This is a genomic window from Aerococcus sanguinicola (assembly GCF_001543145.1).
GTDB lineage: Bacteria > Bacillota > Bacilli > Lactobacillales > Aerococcaceae > Aerococcus > Aerococcus sanguinicola.
Genome location: NZ_CP014160.1, coordinates 807,217 through 829,383, shown reverse-complemented (window position 1 = coordinate 829,383; position 22,167 = coordinate 807,217). Strand labels below are relative to the sequence as shown.

The window sequence follows — 22,167 nt, the reverse complement described above, 5'->3', positions numbered from 1 at the left end:
CTCTGTTTGGGACTAGCAGTTCGCCAAGTTCCAAATAAGAGCATGGTTTGAGAGTTGCGGCCCATTAAGTTCTAAATGAAGGCTCTGTTTGGGAGTTGCGACTTACTAGGTTCCAGATAGGAGCTCTGTTTGAGACTAGCAGCTCGCCAAGTTCCAAATATTCCTCACACCCTTCCTTATTCCAACCCCATATATTGTCCGAAGGTGAGGGCGATGAAGGCGAGGAGGAGCATGATGCCGGCGACGGTTTTGAGTCGGGCTTGTTCCATGGCGGTCATGCCTTTTTCAGACCGGCCCTTGACCATGATGTAGATATTGATGCCGATACAGAGCAGGGCAAAGAAGGTGCCCACAAGGTTTTTACTCATTACTTTCTTCCTTTCTTGAAGGGATGTAGGACTTGTTTTCAGCCGAGGCGAAGTCCTCATCTAATTGTTGGTCGGAGAGTGGCCGGTACTTGATCTTAATGGAGCTGACCAAGTTTTTCTTGGACGCCTTGTCCTGGCCGTGGACCCGCCAACTGACCTGGCGGATGCCGGAGCTTTGGCTATCGATGAGGAATTCGACGCTATGGATGGCATCGTTCTGATAGCTGCTGGCCCCGCGTTGGTTGATAATTTCAGTCAGTTGTGGATTCTTCCCCTCATAGCGGATAATCTGCGTGGGCCCGAGCTTGCGTAATTGGGCGTCGCTATTAATTTTGTGGAGAATTTCCAGCATATTTTCATAGGGAAAACGGTGGACCCGCTCTTCCAGGGCCTGGGAGGAAGGGCTCAGCTGCCAATCGGATTGGTCATCCAGCTGGCTCTCTTGGAAAACGGTTTGTTTGGGATTGCTGATGATCTGGAGGATGCGGTCCCCGTCTTCTCCCTTATTAATTAATTTGCCCTCAGTTCCCCGCTCCTGGCTGTAGGTCGCCATACTCATCTGGTTAAAGATTTCCTTGTCGCCCAGCTTCTGGTCAAAGTCAGTGCTAGTTTGATAAGTCGTCATCTTTTCCGCCGCTTGGTCAATTTGAGCCAAGAAGTCATCACTCGACTGAGATTGGCAGGCTGCCAAGAAGAGGCAGAGGACAGCGAGGCCGAGGTAGTGGATGAATTTTTTCACAGTGATCTTCCTTTTTGGACTATTTTACTCCTCTTATTCTATAGGAAAGTCGCCCACAATGAAAGCTTTGTCGATCGCCAGGCGAAACGGATAAATATCAACAAAAACGCTTATCAGTTGTTGATATTTATTGGTTAATAATCAAAAATCTATACCAATTATTTTTGAGCAGAAGTGGAGCGTTGAAGTTGGCCCTTAGCCATGAACAAGCAAGCGGTGTGAATTACGGCTAGTAGGTCCATTTTTGTGGACCGTACTAGCCGTTTGAAGCTCGCTAGGCGAGAGACTCTGGCTCGAGCCGGTGCCATGGCTCTTCAAGGGCCAAATTCAAAAGCGGAACGCATGCTCACCAACACAATAAGTAAAAAATAAAAAATACCCCAAGCTATCTCCTGACAAGATAACTTGGGGTAGGAAAGGGCCTCTAAGCATTTAAATCAATTTATTTTTTGGACCGGCTGGGTGTCTTCGCAATGGTGAATAAGAAACCAATACCGGCTAAGGCCAGTCCCAGACCTAGGCTGGCGCTTTGGCTAGACAATTGTGGGAGGCCTTCTTGGTGACCAGGGTCTGCCTTGGCCTTGCTTGCTGTTTTCTGGTCTTTCTGGCTGCTAGTTGCAGGGTCAACTGTTACTTGAACGGCCTTTTGACCAGCTGGGCGGATGTTTTGATCCTTGCCAGTTTGGTTTCCGGCAGAGCCTTGTTCCGCCTGGCTTCCAGAGCTTGCTTGGGTCGCTGGGGCTTGGTCGCTTTGACCGGTCCTTCCTTCTTCTGGTGTATTTTCTAAGCCAGTGTTTTGACCAGAGCTTGGCGTTTGGCCCGTTGAAGTTGGGGTCGATGTGCTAGTCTGTCCTGGCTTGGTGCTAGGATCAGTAGAGACGCCGGTGCCGGGCTTTTCGCTGCCAGGTTGGTTTGGCTCTGTGGTCACTTTTGGCGTTTTTAAGCGGTAGTCGGCAATAGTTCCGGAAACTTCGTAGGCTGCCAGTAAGTGGGCGTGGCCATCTTGGGACTGGTCAGCGGGGATGAAGTAGAGGCCTTCTGGGGACACATCTTGGAAGCTTGGGTCATAGATGTAGTCGACGAAATTTGGCTGGTAGGGATCGCTGACGTCATAGACCATGATGCCGCCTGAACGTTCCAGGGCGATGAAGGCATAAGGCTTGCCGTTTAGGTAGCCCACAACGGCTGTTTCAGGTTCAGACCCCTTGTTATCGCTTCGGGAATCTGGGTTAGGCAGTCTTTGCCCCTTTTCCACTTCGATTTCACTGTTGAAGAGGTCAGGATTGATGGCCTGGATAAGGCGTTCGAAGTCATTGCCGCTGTCATAGATCAGTTCCAGGTCAGAGGCGCGAACGATGGAGAAGGACCGGCCCCCGAAGGCAACTAGGGCGTTATGGGTGTCCCCTGTCTTGAAGGGGTGGGCGGTCGTGACGCGGAGGCGGCCTAGCTGGCCGTCATCGAAGAGACCTTGGGCAACGGCCTGGTCGAGTTCTTCTTGAGTATAGCCTTGGTAGTAGGAGGCATCGAGGTCGATGAGGCCAGCCTTGGCAAGGTCTTTCACCCGAACTTCTTCGGAATAGCCGCTGTAATCTTGGGAATCCCCTTCATTGGGCAGGATCAGATAGGACTCTCCGTCCACTTCGAAGAGGGCGATGGCATCTGGCTGGTGGAGGGCCAGGACAGGTACTTTGCGGGATTCGTGTTTGTCATCGCGGTCGGAAGGATCCATATAATCCGCTTCGAGGGAGTGGTCCTTGTAACCGAGAGACTTAACCAGGTCAAATTTCCGTTCAGGGATATTGAACTTGGCGATGGCATTCACTTCCTGCAAGCTGACATAGGCGTATTGGTCCTCCTTGTCGATCACCAGGTATTCTGGTTCCATATTGCGGGCAAAATGGCTGGCATCTGGACCAAGTTGGCGGAGGTCTTCTGGCATGTCTGCCTCAGTTAATTCAATCGTCGTCACTTGGTCTTGGCTAATGGTGGAGAAGTCTGCTGGGATTTCGATAACAGAGAGCCCCCCAGCTGGGTTGACGGTGTAGTCGTCGTTGGGTTCCCCTTCATTGGTCACAAGTACCAGGTCGCCTTTGTGGGTAAATTGCAGGTTATCAGGCAGGGCACCGACTTGGACATGGTTGATGTAGTTCCCGTCAGCAGTGAAGAAGGCGACATTACCTGGATCAGTTTTCTCGAGGGCTGGCGCAGCGACCGCAAAGATTTGCCCGCTCGGATGGAGGGCGATGCTGGTCAGGTCGGAGGCAGTTAGGCCCAAATCCTTAAGCAGGATACGACGTTGGAGGGGCATGTTACCGGCTTGGCTAGCATCGATAATGTCGATGGCCTTTTCATGGCCGTTAATGGAGTAGATCGTTTCTTGGCTTGGGTTGTAGACCACAATTTCGGTCCCACCCTCGTCAAAAGGCGCCCCACTTTCATAGCGACCGACTTCTTCAACCTTGAAGGCCTCGTTATCTAGACTATGGATCTGACGACCGGAGTCATCGGTCTTGGTTAATGTAGCGTAGTCGGCCTGGGTGATTGGGATGATTCGGTCTTGGGGGAGTGGGTCGGCATATTGCTTCAAGAGCTCTTGGCCGCCTTTTTCGATATGGGCCATCACGACTTGGTCTAGGGAAGGCCCCTCTTCTCGAGCGCCACTTAGCATGTCATAGCCGTCCCCACCTTGGGCCAGGAAGTCATTGGTGGCCATGTAGTAAGTCTGGCTGGTGTCCTTAGGGATCAGGGCATAGTCGCCGGTCTGCGGATCGCGGAGGTAGACGCCCAGAACGCGCTTGTGGCGGTCTTCAGCTGTTGGATCGAAGTAGACCTTGATATCTGATGATACCTGTAAGAAGCCACCCAGGGCATTGAGGGCAGGCAGGCCGGAATCTTCATCGATAGGGTCTACCCGGTTGCCTTCTGCCTCGCTACCGAAACCTTCTGTGGTTGGGGCTGAGTAGGCCAGGTTGAACATGTCGTAAATTTGTTGGCCGGTCACTTCGATTTGGGATTGGATGTTACCGAAAGGCAGGACAGCGATGACATCGCCTTCTGTGATGGGCTCATCTTTAGCGATTTCTTCGCGGATTCCCCCGCCATTGATCATAGCGAAGTCGGTCGGATTGTTGAAGCCCCCTTCCCGGCCGTAAGCCACCATGGCGTCCGTGATGAGGTTGCCTAGGTTGGTTTCGTGCGAGCGGACATAGTTGCAGCGGCCGTTGAGGAAGACGGGATTGGAAGCCACTAATTCGCGTGAGGTTTCATTGTCATAATCGGCCCGAGCTTGGTCAATCAGGGCTTCGATTTGTGGGTCGGTCTTGCCATCTAAGCTCTGGCGAACTTCTTCAGCAGAAACTAAGCGTCCCTTGGCTGAGCCAGGTTTTGTCGGATCGAATTGGATGACCCCAATATTGTTGAGGGCGGTCCCGGTTTGGGCATAGTAGACATTGCCATAAGTCTTGCCCCCTGGAACGGCGGTATGGGAGTGGCCGTCGATCAGGATGATTTGGTAGGGGTCAAAACGTTCTAAGGCATCTAAAGCCTCAGCAAGTCGGTCGCCGCGCCATTCGGGACGGGTGGCAGGGTCGATCCCCAGGTGGGCGAGGACCACATAGGCGTCTTCCTGGACGCTCTCATCGTCTAAGAGGCGGTTGAGTTCCTTGATAGTCGACTCAATCGGTGGCGCGAAGGTCATACCTTCCACGTTCTTAGGGTGGGTCTTATAGGCTGTTTCTGGTGTCGTCACCCCAACCACACCCAGGTTAAAGTTATTGGTGTGGACGTTGACAGAAGGGTTGAAGACGGGCTGGCCATCTTTTTCCACATTGGCAGAGAGGACTGGGAAGCCGAGGATATCCTCGTAGGACCGGGCAATCTCTTCGCCAAAGTCGAATTCGTGGTTCCCCACGGCTATGGCATCGTAGCCTGCTTCCTTCATAGCTTGGGCCATGGTATGTCCCTTATCGTGGTTGGATAGAGGCAGTCCTTGGAAGGCGTCACCAGCGTCAAAAACAGCGTCCGCTTGGATCTGGTCGAAGTAGGCGGAAGCTTGGGCCATACCGGTGACTTTTTGCTTGTCGGCAGACCCTTCTGCTTCCAGGCGGCCGTGCATGTCATTGGTATGGGCGATGGTGATCAATTGGGTATTGGTAGCTGGTTGGTTGGGGCTGGGCTCCTTGGCGCTAGGAGCTGGCTGGTCTGTTTCAGTAGAGGCTGGGGTCTCTGCTTCCGTACCGGGCTGGACTTCTCCTGCACTTGTACCGCTATCACTAGTTTCTGGGTTAGATGAGGTCACTTTCCCTGTCGAATCAACAGGGTCGGTGGTTACTTCTTGGGCCTCAACGTCTTGGCTGGCCAAGCTAAAGCTGGTTAAAGCGAATAGGGTGGTCAGTAGGATGCGAGGGCTTTTTTCTTTGATGGCTGGGCGTTTCATAGAATCCTCCTTAGTCTGATATTAAGTTCATCCTATCAAAGGATTGTAAAAAGTCGGTATGCTTTATGTAAAACTTAGGTAAATCCTGGTTAATGCTGCTAGTGAGCATCCGTTCCGTTTTTGAATTTGGTCCTTAAATTTTAGAGGGTCAAGAACGGCTAACGCCGTTTTGTACTATATCCGTAAGTCGCTTACGCTCCAACGGCTATAGCAGCACCGGTTCGAGCCAAGGTCTCTCGCCTAGCGAGCTTTAAACGTCTAGTACGGCTGACGCCTACTATACGTAATTCACATCGCTTGCTTGTTCATGGCTAACGACCACAATCAAAGTTTCACTCCTGCTCATTGCTAATCTAAATTGTTTAAATTCAATCCTAGTTGTAATGCTCAATATAATCTGCAACATCCTTTTCTAATTATTCAAATGTTTCATAAGCTTTTAAAAGATATATTTAACTTTAATAGTGCCCCTAGAAATTTTCTATAGGCCCATTATAAATATAGTTTCTGACTTGTAATTTACTTTGAATGAAGTGTTTGCGATTAATAAATTTAAAAAAATAAAATATGGATAGGAAATTTTTTTAAAAGGTCTGAATGAGTTTTAAATTCAGATTTTGGTCAGAGTCTAGGATTTATTTAAGCTTGGGAAAAGCGCTTGCTTAAATGCTTCAATTATATGAAAATAGACATAGCATATTATTTTTAAGGAGGAAGACCATGCGTCAACGTGGATTTGAAGTGATTCAAGATTATGCCGAAGCTGGCATTAACTTGCCCCAGCGTGCGACTAAGCAAGCAGCGGGTTATGATATTGAGGCTGGGGAGACGGTAAGGATCCCTTCTTTTTGGCAGGGGGCCATTCGTTATGTCCTTGCCAAGTGGCCTGAATTTAAGGGGAAGGACTGGGGCGAGCTCAAGGAAGAGATTATGAAGCCGACCTTGGTGCCAACCGGGCTCAAGGCCTATATGGGGGCGGATGAATACCTGCAGCTGACTTGCCGGTCCAGCAACCCCCTCAAGCGTTACCTGACCCTGCCGAATGGGATTGGTATTATTGACAGTGACTACTATAATAATGCGGGCAATGAAGGCCATATCTATGTGCAATTGTTAAACTTCGGCTTGCGAGATGTGACGGTTAAGAAGGGGGAACGGATTGCCCAAGGGATCTTCCTCCCCTTCTTGAAGGTTGACCAGGACCAGGGAGACCAGGCGTCTGACCGCCAAGGGGGCTTCGGGAGTTCTGGCCAGTAAGTTGTGAGAGTAAGGAAAGGAGCGTCATAAATGGCGAAGAAGGATAGGGTCTTATACACCTGCCAGGCTTGTGGCTATGAGTCGCCCCAGTGGTACGGGCGCTGTCCCCAGTGCGGGGCTTGGAACCAGATGGAAGAAGAGCGGATCGGTGGCGAAACGATCCGCCATCCCGAAGACCGGCGTGCCTACCAGCGTGCCGACCACAAGGCCCAGCGTATCAATGAAGTCAAGGGCGAGGAAGAGGCCCGGACCCAGACGGACCTGGTGGAATTGAACCGGGTCCTCGGGGGCGGAGTTGTGGCCGGGTCGCTGGTCTTGATTGGGGGCGATCCTGGGATCGGTAAGTCCACCCTCCTTCTCCAGGTGGCCACCCAATTGGATAAAAAAGCCGGCCCCGTGCTCTATGTTTCTGGAGAAGAGAGCGTCCAGCAGATCAAGATGCGGGCCGACCGTCTAGGCTTTGAGGCGGCGGACTTCTATGTCTTCGCTGAGACGGACATGTCCATGGTCGAAGCGGCCATTTCGGACATCAAGCCAGACTTTGTCATTATCGACTCCATCCAAACCATGATCCAGCCGGACTCGAACGGGATGGCAGGTAGCGTCTCCCAGGTCCGGGAAACGACCCAGCGCTTGATGACCCTGGCTAAGACCAGTCAAACCGCCATCTTCATTGTGGGCCATGTGACCAAGCAGGGGAATATTGCCGGGCCACGGATCCTGGAACATATGGTGGATACGGTCCTCTACCTGGAAGGGGAGAAGTATAATTCCTTCCGTATCCTGCGCGCGGTCAAGAACCGTTTTGGATCCACCAATGAGATTGGCGTTTTCGATATGCAGGAAGATGGCTTACACGAAGTCGCCAATCCCAGCCAAATGTTCCTAGAAGAGCGGCTGATGGGGGCTAATGGGTCAGCGGTCGTGGCTTCCCTGGAAGGGACCCGGACCCTCTTGACTGAGATCCAGGCTCTGCTCACGCCAACTGCCTTCGGGAATGCCCGGCGGACGGCCAGCGGTCTCGATTATTCCCGGGTCACTCTGATTATGGCTGTCCTCGAGAAGCGGGCGGGCCTCATGTTGCAGAACCAGGATGCTTATCTGAAGTCAACCGGCGGAGTCCGTTTGGATGAGCCGGCCATTGACCTGGCCATCGCTGTTGCCATTGCTTCTTCTTATTGGGAGAAGGAGACCCAGCCTACCGATTGCTTTATTGGTGAAATTGGCTTGACGGGCGAGATCCGCCGGGTAAGCCGTGTGACTGACCGGATTGCGGAAGCAGAGAACATGGGCTTTAAGCGGATCTTTATCCCTTATGGCAACGATGACGCCAAGCTCCACCATGGCAAGATTGAAGTTGTTGCGGCGAAAACCCTGCGAAATGTTCTTAATTTGGTTTTTCCACGCGACTAGTGGCCCAAAAATGGAATTAGTGATAAAATACAAAGAGGTCTTTAGCAAGAAAATAAGTTCTCCTTATCATAAGGCGTTAATTTTTCTGGATAGACGGAAGAACTGACTGGCAAGCTAGGGCCTCTACATTACATTAAAGGAGGTGACGACATGGAACAGAATAAATGGAATACAGCGGTGACGGCTTTATTTTTAATTCTAGGGGCAGGAACAGGCTACTATTCCCTACCTAAGTTTTGGCAATTATTTAATTTTCAATCGTCTTTATTGAATCAACCCATCGTCAATATGCTTTTAGGCGCCCTTATTTTTTTCCTTGTCATTGTCTTATTACGTCCGGTTTATGACCGGTTTTTGGAACGTTTGCGCATCGAGATCGAGAAGCTTTCGTTATCTAATATCCTTCTCTATACCTTAGGCGTTGTGGCAGGGCTCACAGTGGCTTGGCTAGTGAGTTTGCCGATTTCAGCCTTGAATTGGCCGGTGATCTCTAACATCCTACCGATTTTACTTTCGGTCCTTTTTGCCTATATTGGCTTTATGACCATCCGCTTGAAGGGGGGCGACATCAAGGCCTTCTTCTCCAATATGACCCTGACCCGGCGTGATGTGGTAGAAGGGACTAGCCAGGAGGAGGAGAAGTCTCAGCCAAGCCCAGAAGAGGAAGCCGACCAGGAAGAATTGGCCCTCTTGGAACCCAAGGACTTCACGATTTCCTTCAAGCCTTACAAGATCTTAGACACCAGCGTGATTATCGACGGCCGGATCTTAGATATTTTGAAGACAGGCTTTATCGAGGGAGTGGTCGTAGTCCCTAACTTCGTGCTCAAGGAGCTCCAGTACATCGCGGATTCAGCAGCTAGCGAGAAAAGGGTGCGCGGCCGTCGAGGCTTAGACGTCCTCAACGAAATGCAGGCCTTGGACGAGATTACGGTGGAATTCTATACCGGAGACTTCGAAGAAGAAGAGGAAGTCGACTTGAAACTGATCCTTCTAACCAAGAAATTAGATGGGGTCCTGGTCACCAATGACTACAACCTGAATAAAGTCAGCCAGTTCCACCAAATTAAGGTGCTCAACATCAACGAATTAGCCAATGCTATGAAGACCGTTGTCGTGCCCGGCGACCACTTGTCCGTTCGCATCCTCAAAGCAGGAACCGAGCGCCAGCAAGGCGTCGGCTACCTCAACGACGGCACCATGATTGTGGTCGAAGAAGGCAAAAAACACATGGACGAACACCTGGACGTCGAAGTCACCAGCGCCATCCAAACCAACGCTGGAAAAATGATCTTTGCGAAAATTGTAGAGTAAGGGTGTGAGGGCTGGCGGTTAGCTTTCCTTCACTGGAGCAAGTCACCAGAGCAGTCTGAAAGACTGCGGCGGAGACTTGTGAAGTGACAGGAAAGCTGCCAGACCGAACCCGACTACTAAGGGTGTGAGGGAGCGCGGGTAGAAGTGGACCTCTGGAGAAAAGCAACGGAGAAGACTGAAAGTCTTCGGCGGCTTTGGGTGAAGAGGAGCTATTTCCGCTAGCTTGAACCCGACTAGGGTGTGAGGGCTGGCGCGCAACCCACAAGCAGACCTCAGGAGTGTGGGTTGCCGTCGCTTAACCCCCAAACAAGGTTTTCGAGTGTGGCTTGGTAACCTTCAACCCACAAACAACCCTCAGGAGTGTGGGTTGGAGACGACCAATCCACAATCAGGAGGCCTGAATGTGGATTAATAAAGCGAGTCCAAGTAAAATATGGCACAATTAGTGGTAAAAATATAATATAAGGATCAACAAGCTAGCGAGACCTTGGCTAGCTTGTTTTCATTATGGTGAGTGGAGGCAGCTTGTCTATCTGCTGGCCAAGTTTTAAACGGAGTCGGGATTTGAGAGTAGTCGGTGACCAAGTTTCAAATGGAGTCGGGGTTTGAAAGTAGCAATGGCACAACTTTTAAATGGAGTCGGGGTTTGAGAGTAGCAGCGGCACAACTTTTAAACGGAGCCGGTGTTCGAGAGTAGCCGGCGCCTAACTTTTGAATGGGGCTAGCATTTGAAAGCTGCCACCAACCGACTTGCCTCTTTGCCAGTTACTAACTAGAAAAGGGGTCTCTTAGAGCCTGATCTGCTAGAAGCTAGCTATATTTTTCTCATGATTCTAAATAAAGTGGATTTTCTGCGGGGAATCTGCTCAAGAAATTGTCGTAAGCTGGGGATTGCGTTATAATGGATAAGGAAAACTGTTCCTTCTTTAGGAAGGGCGTTGTATTAAGCAAAATTATTTTGATGAGGAGAGAAGTTTGAATGGCAGATAAAGTTAGAGTACGCTATGCACCGAGTCCAACTGGGCACTTACACATCGGGAATGCGCGTACGGCATTGTTCAACTACCTATACGCACGTCACGAAGGTGGCGACTTCATTATTCGGATTGAAGATACGGATAAGAAACGGAATATTGAAGATGGGGAGAGCAGCCAGTTAGACAACCTGACTTGGTTAGGGATTGACTGGGATGAAGGTCCGGATAAACCGGGCGAATATGGACCTTACCGCCAATCTGAGCGGGACGAGATCTACCATAAGTACCTGAACCAACTGCTTGAACAAGGCGATGCTTACTATGCCTTCGATACGGCTGAAGAATTAGAAGCCGAACGGGAAGCCCAACGTGCTAATGGCGAAATGCCTCATTATACCGGTACTTGGCGCGACCGCAGCCAGGAAGAAATCGACCAAGCGCGCGCTGAAGGCCGTCCTGAAACCATCCGCTTCCGCATTCCTGAAGGCCAAACCTACCGCTTCGATGATATGGTCAAGGGTGAGGTTAAGTTCGAATCCAAGGACATCAGTGGGGACTTCGTGATCTTGAAGAATGACGGGTCACCAACTTACAACTTCGCGGTGGTTGTCGACGACCACTTGATGGCTATCACCCATGTTCTGCGTGGGGACGACCACGTGGCCAATACCCCTAAGCAATTGATGATCTACGATGCCCTGGGCTGGCAAGCGCCTAAGTACGGCCACATGAGCCTGATCACCAATGCAGAAACCGGGAAAAAGTTATCCAAACGTGATGAATCTATCCTGCAGTTTATCGAACAATACCGCGACCTGGGCTACCTTCCTGAAGCGATGTTTAACTTCATTACCCTGCTCGGTTGGTCACCAGTCGGGGAAGACGAAATCTTCTCCAAGGAAGAATTTATCGAAATGTTTGACCCAGACCGCTTGAGCAAGTCACCAGCAGCCTTCGACAACAAGAAGCTGGAATGGATCAACAACCGCTACATGAAGGAAAAAGATGCGGAAGCCATCGCAGACCTGGCCATTCCTCACCTTCAAAAAGCCGGTCGGATCTCTGACAATCCAAGCCAAGAAGAGATGGAATGGACTAAGAAATTGATTTCCCTCTACCAGGATGAAATGTCCTATGCAGCTGAAATCGTTCCGCTCTCAGACATGTTCTTCCACGAAGACTTAGAAATTGCGGATGACGCCAAGGAAGTTCTCGAAACGGAAACCGCCCCAGTTGTGGTCCAAGCCTTCCGCGATAAAGTGGATGACATTGAACCTTTCACGGAAGAAAACATTATGGCGGCGATTAAAGCTGTCCAAAAAGAAACCGGCATTAAGGGTAAAAACCTCTACATGCCTCTGCGAGTGGCAACATCTGGTGAACAACATGGCCCTTCAATTGGCTTAACCATTGAAGTCTTAGGTAAGGACAAGGTAAAACACCACCTCGACCAAGTACTCGCTAAATTCTAAAATAAAAACAAGTCAAAAAGCGGCTCCTTTCATCGTCTGAAGGGAACCGCTTTTTTGATTTATTTAAAAACAATTTATTTTTATCTTAAGATTTGAATGAATATCATCGAGCTTTTTGATTCAGCGATTAAATTTTGAGCAGGAGTGGAGCTTTGAAGTTGGTCGTTAGCCACGTATAAGCAAGCGAAGCGAATTACGGAGCGTAGGCTTCGGCCGTACGGTCCGTTTGAGATTTGCTAGGCGAGAGACCTTGGCTCGAGCCGGTGCCGTGGCTTTTTAACGACCAAATTCAAAAGCGGAACGGATGCTCATTAACTCCATTTAATTTAAATTCACTATCCTTCAATATGATAAGGATGATAGTTGCTGGCGTCTGGGCCGAAGCGTTGGTAGAAGTCGTCGAGGAAGGTTGTTTGGATTTGGTCGGCGGGGGCTTTTTGGCAGGCCTGGAAGTAGGCGGCTAGGAGGTAGAAGGCGTAGTAGGGGACCCGGTGGCCGGCCTTGCTGTCGCTGATCATGTAGAGGGGGTGGTCTCCTTGGTGGTGGTCGAAGAATTCTTGGGTGAGGTTATAGGGGACGACGGCATCGTTGACGGCGTGCCAGAAGAAGATGGGGCGGTCGGCGATGCAGTCTGCTGCTTGGCTCAGGTCGACTTGGGCCATTTGCGCAAGGATGGCTTGGACTTGGGCCTTCTCTTCGTCTGTGACCTCGATGGCTTCGGGGAAGTAGTTGCGGCAGAGGGCCCGGGCGTAGTTCTCCAGTTGGGGGGTGCCCATGAGTACACCGGCCTGGTCGATTTCGGGATAGGCCCGGACTAGCATGCAGGTCGTGATGCCGCCCATGGAGAGGCCAGAGACACTGAGACTGACGTCATCCAAGAGGCCTTGGTCTTGGTAGTAGGCCTTGATGAGGGGGAATTCCTGGACATTGCGCAAGAGGACTTGGAAGAAGTCGGCGGGTTCTAAGCGTTGGTCGAAGTCCACCCGCTCTCCGTGCCCATAAGCATCGGGCAAGAGGACCCGGAAGCCGCGTTGGACGAGTTCGACGGCTAGGGTGGCACCTTGTTCCTTGGAATTGGTCCAGCCATGGTAGAAGATCACCAGGGGCAGGGCTTTATTTTCTTGGCCTTGGGGGCTATACTCATAGCAGGGAATTGCTTCAATCATTAGTTTACGAATCGTATACATGGAAAGACCTCCTTCATGTCTTGGTCTTAGTGTACGCTAAATTAAAATAAATTGCGACAGTTTAGGAGTTTATCATGCGTTTACAAGAATTTATCCAGCAGACTTGCCAGCTTTCCTCGCGGCGGGCCCGGCAAAAAATTGCCCAAGGGCACGTTAGCGTCGATGGTGACTGCGTGCGAAATGGTAATTACTTGGTGGATCCCGCCTGGCACCGGATTCAACTTGGCGGTCAAGACCTGCCTTCACACTTAGGCCACCAGAATTATCTCTTCTACAAGCCAGTTGGTCTGGTCAGTGCCCGCCGCGATGACCGTTATCCTACGATTTTTGACACCCTGCCAGCTGAACTCCAGGGCCTTAATTTATCCATTGTTGGCCGCTTAGACCGGGATGCCCAGGGGCTCATCCTCTTGACCAATAATGGCCAGCTGCACTATCTTTTGGAGAACCCGCGCTTCCAGATGGCGAAGACCTACCGGGTGAGGGTGAACGGACCCTTGGACGACCAGGATGTAGCGGCCTTTGCGGAGGGGATTATCTGGTCAGATGGCTATATCTGCCAGCCTGCCCAGCTCCTGATAGAAGAAGTGGGCCGCCAAGCTTCCCAGGCTCGTTTGACCATCTATGAGGGCAAGCGCCACCAGATCAAGAAGATGTTCCTGGCCCGGGGTGTTAAAGTGACCCGCTTGGAGCGGCTGGCGATTGGCCCGCTCTCCCTCGACCGCCAGCCCCTCCAGGAAGGACATTACCGTGAGCTAACAGCGGGGGAAATTAGTGATCTGAAAGCTTTGTTTAAGCAGGTCCAACGTTAGGCTTGGGGGTTCGTATCTCCTTAGTCAAGGCACTTGTCTCGTCAGGGTTGTGTGAGCGCTCACAATTTACTGTTCAAGTCCAGGGAAATATACTATAATGACAAGTGATGACGAAGATAAAGGAGAGAATTATGCGTATTCTACATGTCCAAGCCCAATTGCCCAGGCGATTGCCCGTCAGGCTGACCGCCTCGTATCAAGAAGAGATCCGCAAGAATTCTTGGCCGGGTTTGGTTGACTACCTCTTGGACTTTTTAAAGCAGGCTTAAATTTGTGAAAAATAATTGTTTTGTTTCCCTGAAAACGGTATAATCATTTAGAGGAAACGCTTTCTGAGGAGGGATCTTTTTGCAAAAATATATTTATAATTTCAAAGAAGCTAACGGGAAGATGGTGGAGAGCCTCGGCGCTAAGGGGGCCAGCTTGGCTGAAATGACCAAGGAAGGCTTGAATGTTCCTAAGGGCTTCGTTATTTCGACCGCAGCTTGTCAGAATTACTTATCCGGTAGCCAGCAAGGACTGAGCCCTGCTATTGATGCGGAATTGGAGAACGCCATTAAGGACTTGGAGAAGCGGACCGGTAAGTCTTTTAACGATCCCAACCACCTCCTTCTGGTCTCTATCCGTAGCGGGGCAGCCCACCACCTTCCTGAGAACCGCGAAAGTATCTTGAATGTGGGTTTGAATGATAAGAACGTGGAACACCTTGCGCGGAGCACCAAGAACCGCCGTTTCGCCTATGATTGCTACCGCCGTCTCCTGCAAATGTACGGCCAGTCTATTTATGGGATTGACCGCGACTGCTTCCAGACCAAGTTAGATGAAGCCAAGGCTGACGAAGGTGTCGAACGGACCCAGGACTTGTCCTATAACCGCTTGCGCCTCCTCGTCAACCAATTCAAAGATGTCTACACGGAAGAAGTCGGCATTTCCTTCCCGCAGGTTGTCACCACCCAGATTGCTGACGCGATTAAGGCCATCTATAAGAATTGGGACTCTGATTACATGCGTGAGCAGAGAAATAAGCTCGACCTGCCTGAGGACTTAGGCACTGCCGTGATCATCCAAGAAATGGTCTTTGGGAATGCAGGCGAAGAGTCAGGGACCGGCATCATTGTGGTCCACCAAGACCAAGACGAGAAGGACCTGGAAGGAGAATTCTTGCTCCGCGGTCAGGGGGAAGACGTGGTGATCGGCAGCGGGGAACCCATGTCCTTAGCTGAAATGAAGGACTACTTCCCAGAAAACTACGACTACCTGGTTCAAGCCGTAGCAACCATGAAGACCTTCTACAATAAACTAGAAAACCTAGAATTCACCATTGAAGATGGGCAAAGCTTTATTCTAGAAGCCCATGGCAAGTAAGCTTAGTGGATGAGACTGGATCTATTTCCGGTCTCTTTTTTTGTGCGGAAAAGGGTGCAGGGAACGAGGGAGCAAGTTTCAAATGGAGGCTGTGTTAGTGAGTCGGGAGCTGGCAACTTGCAAACATCAAGTCCATTTAAAAGCAAGACATCCGGAAGTCACAAAGACCGTGTCTATTTGCAAATTGGCCCTTGTCTACTCTCAAAGGCCGTATCTATTTGAAAGTTAGATCTTATCTACTCTCAAGTTCCGCTTCCATTTAAAAATTGGCTACCGACTAGACAAGCTGCTCCCACTCACCATAATGAAAACAAGCTAGCCCAGGTCTTGGCTAGCTTGTTGATTCTTATATCATGTTTTTACCATTGATTGTGCCATATGTTCCTTGGACTTGCTTTAGTAATCCACACTCAGACCTTATGATTGTGGCTTGGTCGCTGCCAACCCACACTCCCGATCTTCGAGTGAAGCTTGATCGCTGCTGATCCACACTTCTGGGGGTTGATTATGGCTTGCTCGTCTTTAAGCCACACTCCTGGGGGTTGATTGTGGGTTGCATGCCATCCCTCACACCCTAGTCGGGTTCAGGCTAGCAGAAATAGCTCCTCTTCACAAAGCGCCGCCGAAGACTTTTAGTCTTCTCTGTTGCTTTGCTCCAGAGGTCCACTTCTACCCGCGCTCCCTCACACCCTTCCTAGTTGGGTTCGCAAGAGCAGCTTTGGAGTGCTTTCGCAAGTCGGAAACGTGCAAGCCTCGCTTGCCCTTATTCCGACTTACTCCAAGCATCCAAAGCTAAATGCTCTTGCTCACACCCTTATATACAATTTTTGTCGAGAATTCTGACTTTTATAACGCTTACAAAATTAAATCTTTCAAATAATCAAGCAAAAGCATTCCAATTGAGGGGAGAATTTGCTAGGATTATTAAATAGAATGTGATATTGTGCTTAATTTGGCACATTTGTTTGGGGGGCAGAATTATGTCAAATCGGATTGGCGGCAAGCGGAAGATTGGGCTTGTACCGCGACTTGTTATTGCTATTATTTTAGGGATTATTGTGGGACAATTAAGCTTTATTCCAGAAATTGTCTTTCGTATTTTTACTACCTTGTCAGCTATTTTTAGTTCTTTTTTGAATTTTATTATTCCTTTTATGATTCTGGGCTTCGTGGTGCGGGGGATTGCAGATCTCGCGCATGGGGCTGGGAAGCTGCTGGGGGTTACGGTTTTGACGGCCTATATTTCGACAGTGGTCGGTGGGCTTTTAGCTTATTTTGTTTCGGTTAACCTCTTTCCGCTCTTTATTAGCGAGGAATTGGTGGCTAACATTAGTCAGGCTGGGCCCGGTTTAGAGCCCATCTTCACCATTCCCCTGGAGCCTTTCTTCGATGTGACCGGCGCCATTATCTTTGCCTTCATTATGGGCTTGGGGATTTCCTGGCTGCGCGGTCATGGCCAAGGTCAGGCCCTCTATGAGATCTTTACGGATTTTGGAGATATTATTGTAAAAGTACTCAATACCATTATTATCCCGCTCTTGCCCTTCTATATCTTCGGTAATTTCGTGAACCTGAGCTACAGCGGCTCGGTCTTCTCGATCCTGAATGTCTTCTGGAAGGTCTTCCTGGTGGTGCTCGTCCTCCACTTCTTCTATGTGGGCTTGCTCTTCTTAATTGCTGGGACCTATGCCGGCAAGAGCCCGGTTATGTTGATCAAAAACCAGATTCCTGGCTATATGACCGCCCTGGGGACCCAATCTTCAGCCGCCACCCTGCCTGTGAACCTGAAGTGTGCGGCCAATAATGGGATTTCAGAAGACATCGCCAATTTCGTGGTGCCGCTAGGGTCAACGATTCATATTGCAGGTTCGATGATTACCATTACGTCTTGTGCAACTACCTTGCTGCTTATGTATGACCTGCCCCATGACTTCTCGATTATGATCGGCTTTATCATGATGCTGGGCGTGGCTATGGTTGCGGCGCCGGGCGCGCCAGGGGGTGCCATTATGTCGGCCCTGCCTTTCCTACCGATGATCAATATTACCAGCGAAACCATGAACCAATTGATGATTTCCCTGTACATCACCCAGGACAGTTTCGGGACCGCAGCTAATGTGTCTGGCGATAATGCCATCGCTGTCTTCGTGGATAAATTCTACAAAGATCATATTAAAAACAAATAAGCAAGTAGCGCCAGCCTTCACAAAAATGTAGAAGAGCTGGCGCTTTTGCGTATCAAAAAAGCCTCATGCCCACCCTTCGAACAGGGGTCAGGCATGAGGCTATTTTTATCCTAAGAGGCTTGGCTGAACTGGGCGTTGTAGAGGGCGTAGTAGAAGCCCTGCTTGGCCATGAGTTCGTCATGGTTGCCTTTCTCAATGATGCGGCCAGCGTCGAGAACGATGATCTGGTCGGCATCTTGGATGGTGGAGAGGCGGTGGGCGATGACGAAGCTGGTCCGCCCTTTGAGCAGCTTGTCAGTGGCTTGTTGGATGAGTTTTTCGGTCCGGGTGTCGATATTGGACGTGGCTTCATCCAGGATGAGGATGTCGGGGGTTGCTACCAAGGCCCGGGCGATGGTGATGAGCTGGCGCTGGCCTTGGGAGATATTGGAGGCATCCTCGTTGATGATGGTGTCATAGCCATCGGGGAGCTTCTTCACGAAGTCATCCACGTGAGCGGTTTTGGCTGCGGAGTAGACTTCTTCAGGCTCAGGGACCCGTCCCTGGGCTCCGTAGGCAATGTTGTCGTAGATGCTGCCACGGAAGAGCCAGGTGTCTTGGAGGACCATGCCCATCTGGTGGCGGACGTCATCACGGCTGTAGTCCCGGATGTCGACGCCATCGATGCGGATGCTCCCGTCATTTACCTCATAGAAGCGTTCCAAAAGGTTGATCAGGGTGGTCTTCCCAGCTCCGGTTGGTCCCACAATGGCAACCATCTGTCCTGGTTTGACATCGAGGCTGAAGTCTTTGAGGATCATTTGGTCAGGATCGTAACCGAATTGAACATCTTGGAAGCTCACCTTATAGTCGCTTTCTTGGGGAGCCAGGCCTGATTCCACGATTTCCATATCGTCTAACTCTAAGAATTCAAAGATCCGTTCTGCTGAAGCCAGGGTGGATTGAATCTGGTTGACGATGGACGATAATTGGGAAACGGGTTGGAAGAGTTGGGGGTTGTACTGCATCAAGGCTTGGACATTCCCCAGAGACATATGGCCGTTGACGACAGAGACCCCGCCGACGAGGGCGATTAGGACATAGCCCACATTCCGGATAAAGTTAACGGAAGGGAACATGATCCCTGAGATGAATTGGGCTTTCTGTGAAGTATTGTAGTAACTTTCAGTTTCTTCTTCGAATTTTTCCAGTTTATGCTTTTGTTGGTTAAAGGCCTTGATTTCGATTTGGCCATTGTAGTCTTCTTCAATCAGACCGTTGATGGATCCTTGGAGCCGCTGTTGGTTGGCGAAGAGCCGCTGGGAGATGGGGGTGATGAAGGAGACCATCACAATAGTCAAAGCGACGGCCCCGAGCATCATCCCACCAATACGAGGGCTGATGGAGACGATCATGATGGCCACACCAATGAAGAGGGTGGTGGACATGATAGCTTGGGAGATATTTTGTTGCAGGGTAGCCGCGATATTTTCGATATCATTGATGGCCCGACTGAGGATCTCACCATTCGGGGTTTGGTCTAGGGTTGAAATAGGCAGGCGATTGAGCTTGTCGCGCATGGCCTGGCGCAATTCGGAAATGGTCCCTTGAACGGCCTTACTGAGCAGGAAGTTCTGCAGGTAGCGGCCCAGCCCGGTTAGTAGGTAGAGGATGGCTACTTTGATGAGGATACTAACAATTCCCTCAAAATCAATGACATAGCGCATCTGACCGTTGACTTCTTGGAGGCCTTGGCTAACCCCGTCAGCTATCAGAGTGGTCGCTCCCCCGAGAATTTTCGGAGCGAAGATTTCCGTTACTGAGGCGAAGACGGAGAAGAAGATCACGGCAAAGAAGGTATACTTGTATCTGCCGAGAAAACGAATCAGCTTACGCAAGGCACTAAAGGTAGATCTTGGTTTCACTTCTTTACTCATTAGTCACTTACCTCCTTTAATTGGGATTGAACGATGGAACGGTAGATTGGGGTATCTTCTTGCAGGCTCTCATGGCTGCCAGTTCCCGCGATGCTGCCGTTGTCGTTGAGGACAATAATCAAGTCAGCGTCGGAAATGGTGCTGACACGTTGGGCAATAATCAAGTTGATGGTTTGGTCATCCAAGTTCTTCAAGGCTTGGCGCAGGTTGGCGTCCGTCTTGGCATCCAAAGCCGAGAAAGAATCGTCGAAGACATTGACCGGCGATTGCTTGATCAAGGCCCGGGCGATACAGAGCCGCTGCTTTTGACCTCCTGAGAAGTTAGACCCGCCTTGTTCGACGCGTCGGTCCAACTGGTCAGAGAAGCTGGAAACAAAGTCCGCAGCTTGGGCAATTTCGAGGGCCCGCCAGATTTCTTCATCTGTGGCATCAGACTTACCGGCTAACATATTCGAGCGGATGGTGCCGCGGAAGAGGTTGGCCTTCTGTGGCACATAGGCGATGTAGCGGCGCAGGCTGTTGAGGTTGATGTCTTCGAGCAAGTGGCCGTTAACCCGGATCTCGCCGGACGACCGGTCGTAGAAGCGTAGGAGCAAGTTAGCGATGGTTGACTTACCGGAACCTGTCCCGCCAATAATCCCCAGGGTCATACCTGGCGTCAGGTGGAAGTCGATGTCGTCGAGGACATTGGATTCGGCCCCATCATAGGCGAAGTGGACATGGTTGAAGTCGATCTGTCCAGCTTCATCCAGGGAGAGGACTTGGCCACCGTTCTCAGGTGAGTGGATCTTCTCAGGCGCTTCCAACACTTGGTTCACCCGTTCTGCTGAGACTTGGGCCCGGGGAATCAGGACGAACATCAAACCGATAAACATGAAGGAGACTCCCATGATCGCCGTATAAGAGATAAAGGACAGGATCACTCCCATGTCCAAGGACTGGATGGCCGTTAAACGCCCGCCATACCAAACCAGGAAGACGGTCGTCAGGTTGAGGGTGGTCATCATGACCGGAATTAAGAAGGCCAGGCGAACTTGGGCGCCGATAGCGGTCTGCCGGTAGTCATCGTTAGCTTCCTGGAAGCGGTCAGATTCGTATTCATTCTTATTGAAAGCTCGGATAACCCGGACCCCCGTCAGCCCTTCCCGGAAGATCAAGTTCATCCGGTCCACCTTCTTTTGCATAGAGCGGAAGAGGGGGGAGGCGGTATAGATCACGATTCCGATAGCGATGGCGATGATAGGGATGGTGGCCAGGTAGGTTTGGCTCATTTGCGGACTGGCTTGGTAGGCCATGGTGATACTGGCAATCAGCATGGCGGGGGAAAGCAAGAACATCCGCAGAACCATCATGGTGGTCAATTCGATCTGCACAATGTCAGAGGATGACCGCGTGATGAGGGAGGCGTTCCCGAATTCATCATAGGTATCCTTGGACAGGCGTTGCACCTTGGCATAGAGGGCATTACGCAGGTCACGTCCCAGCCCTTGGGAAGCCTTGGAAGCAAACCAGATATTGGCCAGGGCAGAACCCACAATGAGCAGGGTCATGATAAACATTTGCCCGGCAACGCCCCAGATGGCATCGAAGTTACCCTGGGCCACCCCGTCATTAATCAAGCGTGCAGTCAAGGTAGGCAGGAGCAATTCCGTTACCCCCTGCATGAAGGCAAAGAAGACGCTGAGGATAATCAGCGATTTGGGCACACGTTTTAAGAGTTTAAGCATGGATGATCACCTTTCTTTCTATTTTTTACGAATTGGTCGCGTTGATCCGTTAAGACTTGCAATACTTTGGCCCGGTCCTCCTTGGATAAGTCGGAACAGAGCTCAGCTTCTAAATCTTTAAAAATCCCATTAATCTTCTCAACTTGCTTGTGGCCACTAGCGGTCAAAAAGATTTGCTTTTGCCGGCTATTATCTGACGCCGTTTGCCGATAAAGATAGCCACGATCTTCTAAAACATTCAAAATGTTACTGATCGTGGCCTCGTGTTTGCCGAGATAGGTCGCCAGTGAACGCTGGATAGGTCCGGCCTCCCGGTAGATATAATGGAGGGTCTGGGCCTGGATCGGGTTGAGGTCAACTTCCTTTAAGCGTTCGAAGAGGTACTTCTTCTGTAGGTTTGCTAATTGAAAGATTAAATGGGAAATGGTTAAGGCATCTTCAGTCACCTGTCCATCTCCTTTTGAAATTATGTTGATATGTGCTACTTATCTATCATAACGGATTATACTTGTAAATACAAGTGATTTGATTTAAATCTTAAAATTTACACAATACTTACCGAAAACAGGCCGAAACTTTACAATTCTTGGCTATAATGAGCTAAAGGGCGGCATTCTGAAAAATCGAATGTTGCTCTTTTTTTATAAAGTTGTGCTAAGAGCATCCGTTCCGTCTTGAAAGTGATCGTTAAATGTTCTGAGGACCAACACGGCTAAAGCCGTCTTGTACTTTATCCGTAAGTCGCTAAAGCTCCAACGGCTAAAGCATAGCACCGATTCGGGCCAAGGTTCCTCGCCTAGCGAGACTCAAACGTCTCGTACGGCTAGCGCCTACGATACGTAATTCGCTTCTAGTCGGGTTCGGTCTGGACCTTGCTTGGTCACGGCTAACGATCACTTTCAAACTCCACTCCTGCTCATGAAACGAATCGCTAAGCAATCCCCCAACGCTATAAGAACGAAAAATACTAAGTGGTGCTTATGAGTATGCGTTCCGGTA

The 22,167-nt window shown here is 50.3% G+C and carries 15 protein-coding genes; 8 read left to right on the top strand and 7 right to left on the bottom strand.

What is annotated here, in order from left to right; genetic code table 11:
* Positions 1-176: 176 nt before the first annotated feature.
* From AWM72_RS03740 to AWM72_RS03730, 3 genes are all read right to left on the bottom strand, one after another.
* Entirely contained in the window at positions 177-368 is a 192-nt protein-coding gene (locus AWM72_RS03740; RefSeq protein ID WP_067973390.1) for a hypothetical protein, read from the bottom strand.
* Positions 361-1,107 carry a hypothetical protein gene (locus tag AWM72_RS03735; RefSeq protein WP_067973387.1) on the bottom strand — a complete coding sequence of 249 codons (747 nt, stop codon included), beginning with the start codon at positions 1,105-1,107 and terminating at the stop codon, positions 361-363. The genes AWM72_RS03740 and AWM72_RS03735 overlap by 8 nt, the downstream gene beginning before the upstream one ends.
* A gap of 442 nt (positions 1,108-1,549) precedes the next feature.
* A complete protein-coding gene (locus tag AWM72_RS03730) occupies positions 1,550-5,542 on the bottom strand; it encodes a choice-of-anchor I family protein (protein WP_067973384.1) in 3,993 nt (1,330 codons plus the stop codon).
* 720 nt (positions 5,543-6,262) lie between these two features.
* Between AWM72_RS03730 and AWM72_RS03725 the strand changes: the two genes are divergently transcribed.
* The 4 genes from AWM72_RS03725 (at position 6,263) to gltX (ending at position 11,975) form a co-directional block, all read left to right on the top strand.
* The gene (locus AWM72_RS03725; RefSeq protein WP_067973379.1) at positions 6,263-6,799 is read left to right on the top strand and encodes a dCTP deaminase/dUTPase family protein; all 537 of its coding nucleotides are present in this window, start codon (positions 6,263-6,265) and stop codon (positions 6,797-6,799) included.
* 30 nt (positions 6,800-6,829) lie between these two features.
* Positions 6,830-8,212 (top strand): DNA repair protein RadA, encoded by a 1,383-nt coding sequence (radA, locus tag AWM72_RS03720; RefSeq protein WP_067973376.1) that lies wholly within the window; start codon positions 6,830-6,832, stop codon positions 8,210-8,212.
* 150 nt (positions 8,213-8,362) lie between these two features.
* Positions 8,363-9,526, top strand: a complete 1,164-nt coding sequence (locus AWM72_RS03715) for a PIN/TRAM domain-containing protein (RefSeq protein WP_067973369.1) — start codon at positions 8,363-8,365, stop codon at positions 9,524-9,526.
* A 979-nt stretch (positions 9,527-10,505) separates the two neighbouring features.
* The gene (gltX, locus tag AWM72_RS03710) at positions 10,506-11,975 is read left to right on the top strand and encodes a glutamate--tRNA ligase (RefSeq protein WP_067973366.1); all 1,470 of its coding nucleotides are present in this window, start codon (positions 10,506-10,508) and stop codon (positions 11,973-11,975) included.
* A 335-nt stretch (positions 11,976-12,310) separates the two neighbouring features.
* On the opposite strand, the gene AWM72_RS03705 is transcribed toward gltX, so the two are convergent.
* Positions 12,311-13,162: an alpha/beta fold hydrolase gene (locus tag AWM72_RS03705; RefSeq protein ID WP_067973361.1), complete on the bottom strand. Its 852-nt coding sequence runs from the start codon at positions 13,160-13,162 to the stop codon at positions 12,311-12,313.
* A gap of 74 nt (positions 13,163-13,236) precedes the next feature.
* On the opposite strand from AWM72_RS03705, the gene AWM72_RS03700 reads away from it, so the two are divergent.
* The 4 genes from AWM72_RS03700 (at position 13,237) to AWM72_RS03690 (ending at position 17,525) form a co-directional block, all read left to right on the top strand.
* Positions 13,237-13,974 (top strand): pseudouridine synthase, encoded by a 738-nt coding sequence (locus tag AWM72_RS03700; RefSeq protein ID WP_067973356.1) that lies wholly within the window; start codon positions 13,237-13,239, stop codon positions 13,972-13,974.
* A gap of 131 nt (positions 13,975-14,105) precedes the next feature.
* The gene (locus tag AWM72_RS09370) at positions 14,106-14,243 is read left to right on the top strand and encodes a hypothetical protein (RefSeq protein WP_158444736.1); all 138 of its coding nucleotides are present in this window, start codon (positions 14,106-14,108) and stop codon (positions 14,241-14,243) included.
* 79 nt (positions 14,244-14,322) lie between these two features.
* Positions 14,323-15,339, top strand: coding sequence for a PEP/pyruvate-binding domain-containing protein (locus tag AWM72_RS03695; RefSeq protein WP_067973354.1), 1,017 nt, complete (start codon positions 14,323-14,325; stop codon positions 15,337-15,339).
* 980 nt (positions 15,340-16,319) lie between these two features.
* Entirely contained in the window at positions 16,320-17,525 is a 1,206-nt protein-coding gene (locus AWM72_RS03690; RefSeq protein ID WP_067973352.1) for a dicarboxylate/amino acid:cation symporter, read from the top strand.
* A gap of 110 nt (positions 17,526-17,635) precedes the next feature.
* Here the strand turns inward: AWM72_RS03690 and AWM72_RS03685 are convergent, their stop codons facing one another.
* From AWM72_RS03685 to AWM72_RS03675, 3 genes are read right to left on the bottom strand one after another with little or no spacing between them, the layout of a single operon-like run.
* Positions 17,636-19,441: an ABC transporter ATP-binding protein gene (locus tag AWM72_RS03685; RefSeq protein ID WP_067973348.1), complete on the bottom strand. Its 1,806-nt coding sequence runs from the start codon at positions 19,439-19,441 to the stop codon at positions 17,636-17,638.
* A complete protein-coding gene (locus AWM72_RS03680; protein ID WP_067973346.1) occupies positions 19,441-21,168 on the bottom strand; it encodes an ABC transporter ATP-binding protein in 1,728 nt (575 codons plus the stop codon). Before AWM72_RS03680 ends, AWM72_RS03685 begins: the two co-directional genes overlap by 1 nt.
* Positions 21,153-21,614 (bottom strand): MarR family winged helix-turn-helix transcriptional regulator, encoded by a 462-nt coding sequence (locus AWM72_RS03675; protein ID WP_067973343.1) that lies wholly within the window; start codon positions 21,612-21,614, stop codon positions 21,153-21,155. Before AWM72_RS03675 ends, AWM72_RS03680 begins: the two co-directional genes overlap by 16 nt.
* Between the last annotated feature and the right edge of the window lie 553 nt (positions 21,615-22,167).

What these genes read in the sequence shown, in the direction of transcription:
- AWM72_RS03740 (WP_067973390.1), bottom strand. Translation starts at nt 368, where the DNA reads ATGAGTAAAAACCTTGTGGGCACCTTCTTTGCCCTGCTCTGTATCGGC.
- AWM72_RS03730 (WP_067973384.1), bottom strand. Translation starts at nt 5,542, where the DNA reads ATGAAACGCCCAGCCATCAAAGAAAAAAGCCCTCGCATCCTACTGACC.
- AWM72_RS03725 (WP_067973379.1), top strand. Translation starts at nt 6,263, where the DNA reads ATGCGTCAACGTGGATTTGAAGTGATTCAAGATTATGCCGAAGCTGGC.
- radA (WP_067973376.1), top strand. Translation starts at nt 6,830, where the DNA reads ATGGCGAAGAAGGATAGGGTCTTATACACCTGCCAGGCTTGTGGCTAT.
- AWM72_RS03715 (WP_067973369.1), top strand. Translation starts at nt 8,363, where the DNA reads ATGGAACAGAATAAATGGAATACAGCGGTGACGGCTTTATTTTTAATT.
- gltX (WP_067973366.1), top strand. Translation starts at nt 10,506, where the DNA reads ATGGCAGATAAAGTTAGAGTACGCTATGCACCGAGTCCAACTGGGCAC.
- AWM72_RS03705 (WP_067973361.1), bottom strand. Translation starts at nt 13,162, where the DNA reads ATGTATACGATTCGTAAACTAATGATTGAAGCAATTCCCTGCTATGAG.
- AWM72_RS03700 (WP_067973356.1), top strand. Translation starts at nt 13,237, where the DNA reads ATGCGTTTACAAGAATTTATCCAGCAGACTTGCCAGCTTTCCTCGCGG.
- AWM72_RS09370 (WP_158444736.1), top strand. Translation starts at nt 14,106, where the DNA reads ATGCGTATTCTACATGTCCAAGCCCAATTGCCCAGGCGATTGCCCGTC.
- AWM72_RS03690 (WP_067973352.1), top strand. Translation starts at nt 16,320, where the DNA reads ATGTCAAATCGGATTGGCGGCAAGCGGAAGATTGGGCTTGTACCGCGA.
- AWM72_RS03685 (WP_067973348.1), bottom strand. Translation starts at nt 19,441, where the DNA reads ATGAGTAAAGAAGTGAAACCAAGATCTACCTTTAGTGCCTTGCGTAAG.
- AWM72_RS03680 (WP_067973346.1), bottom strand. Translation starts at nt 21,168, where the DNA reads ATGCTTAAACTCTTAAAACGTGTGCCCAAATCGCTGATTATCCTCAGC.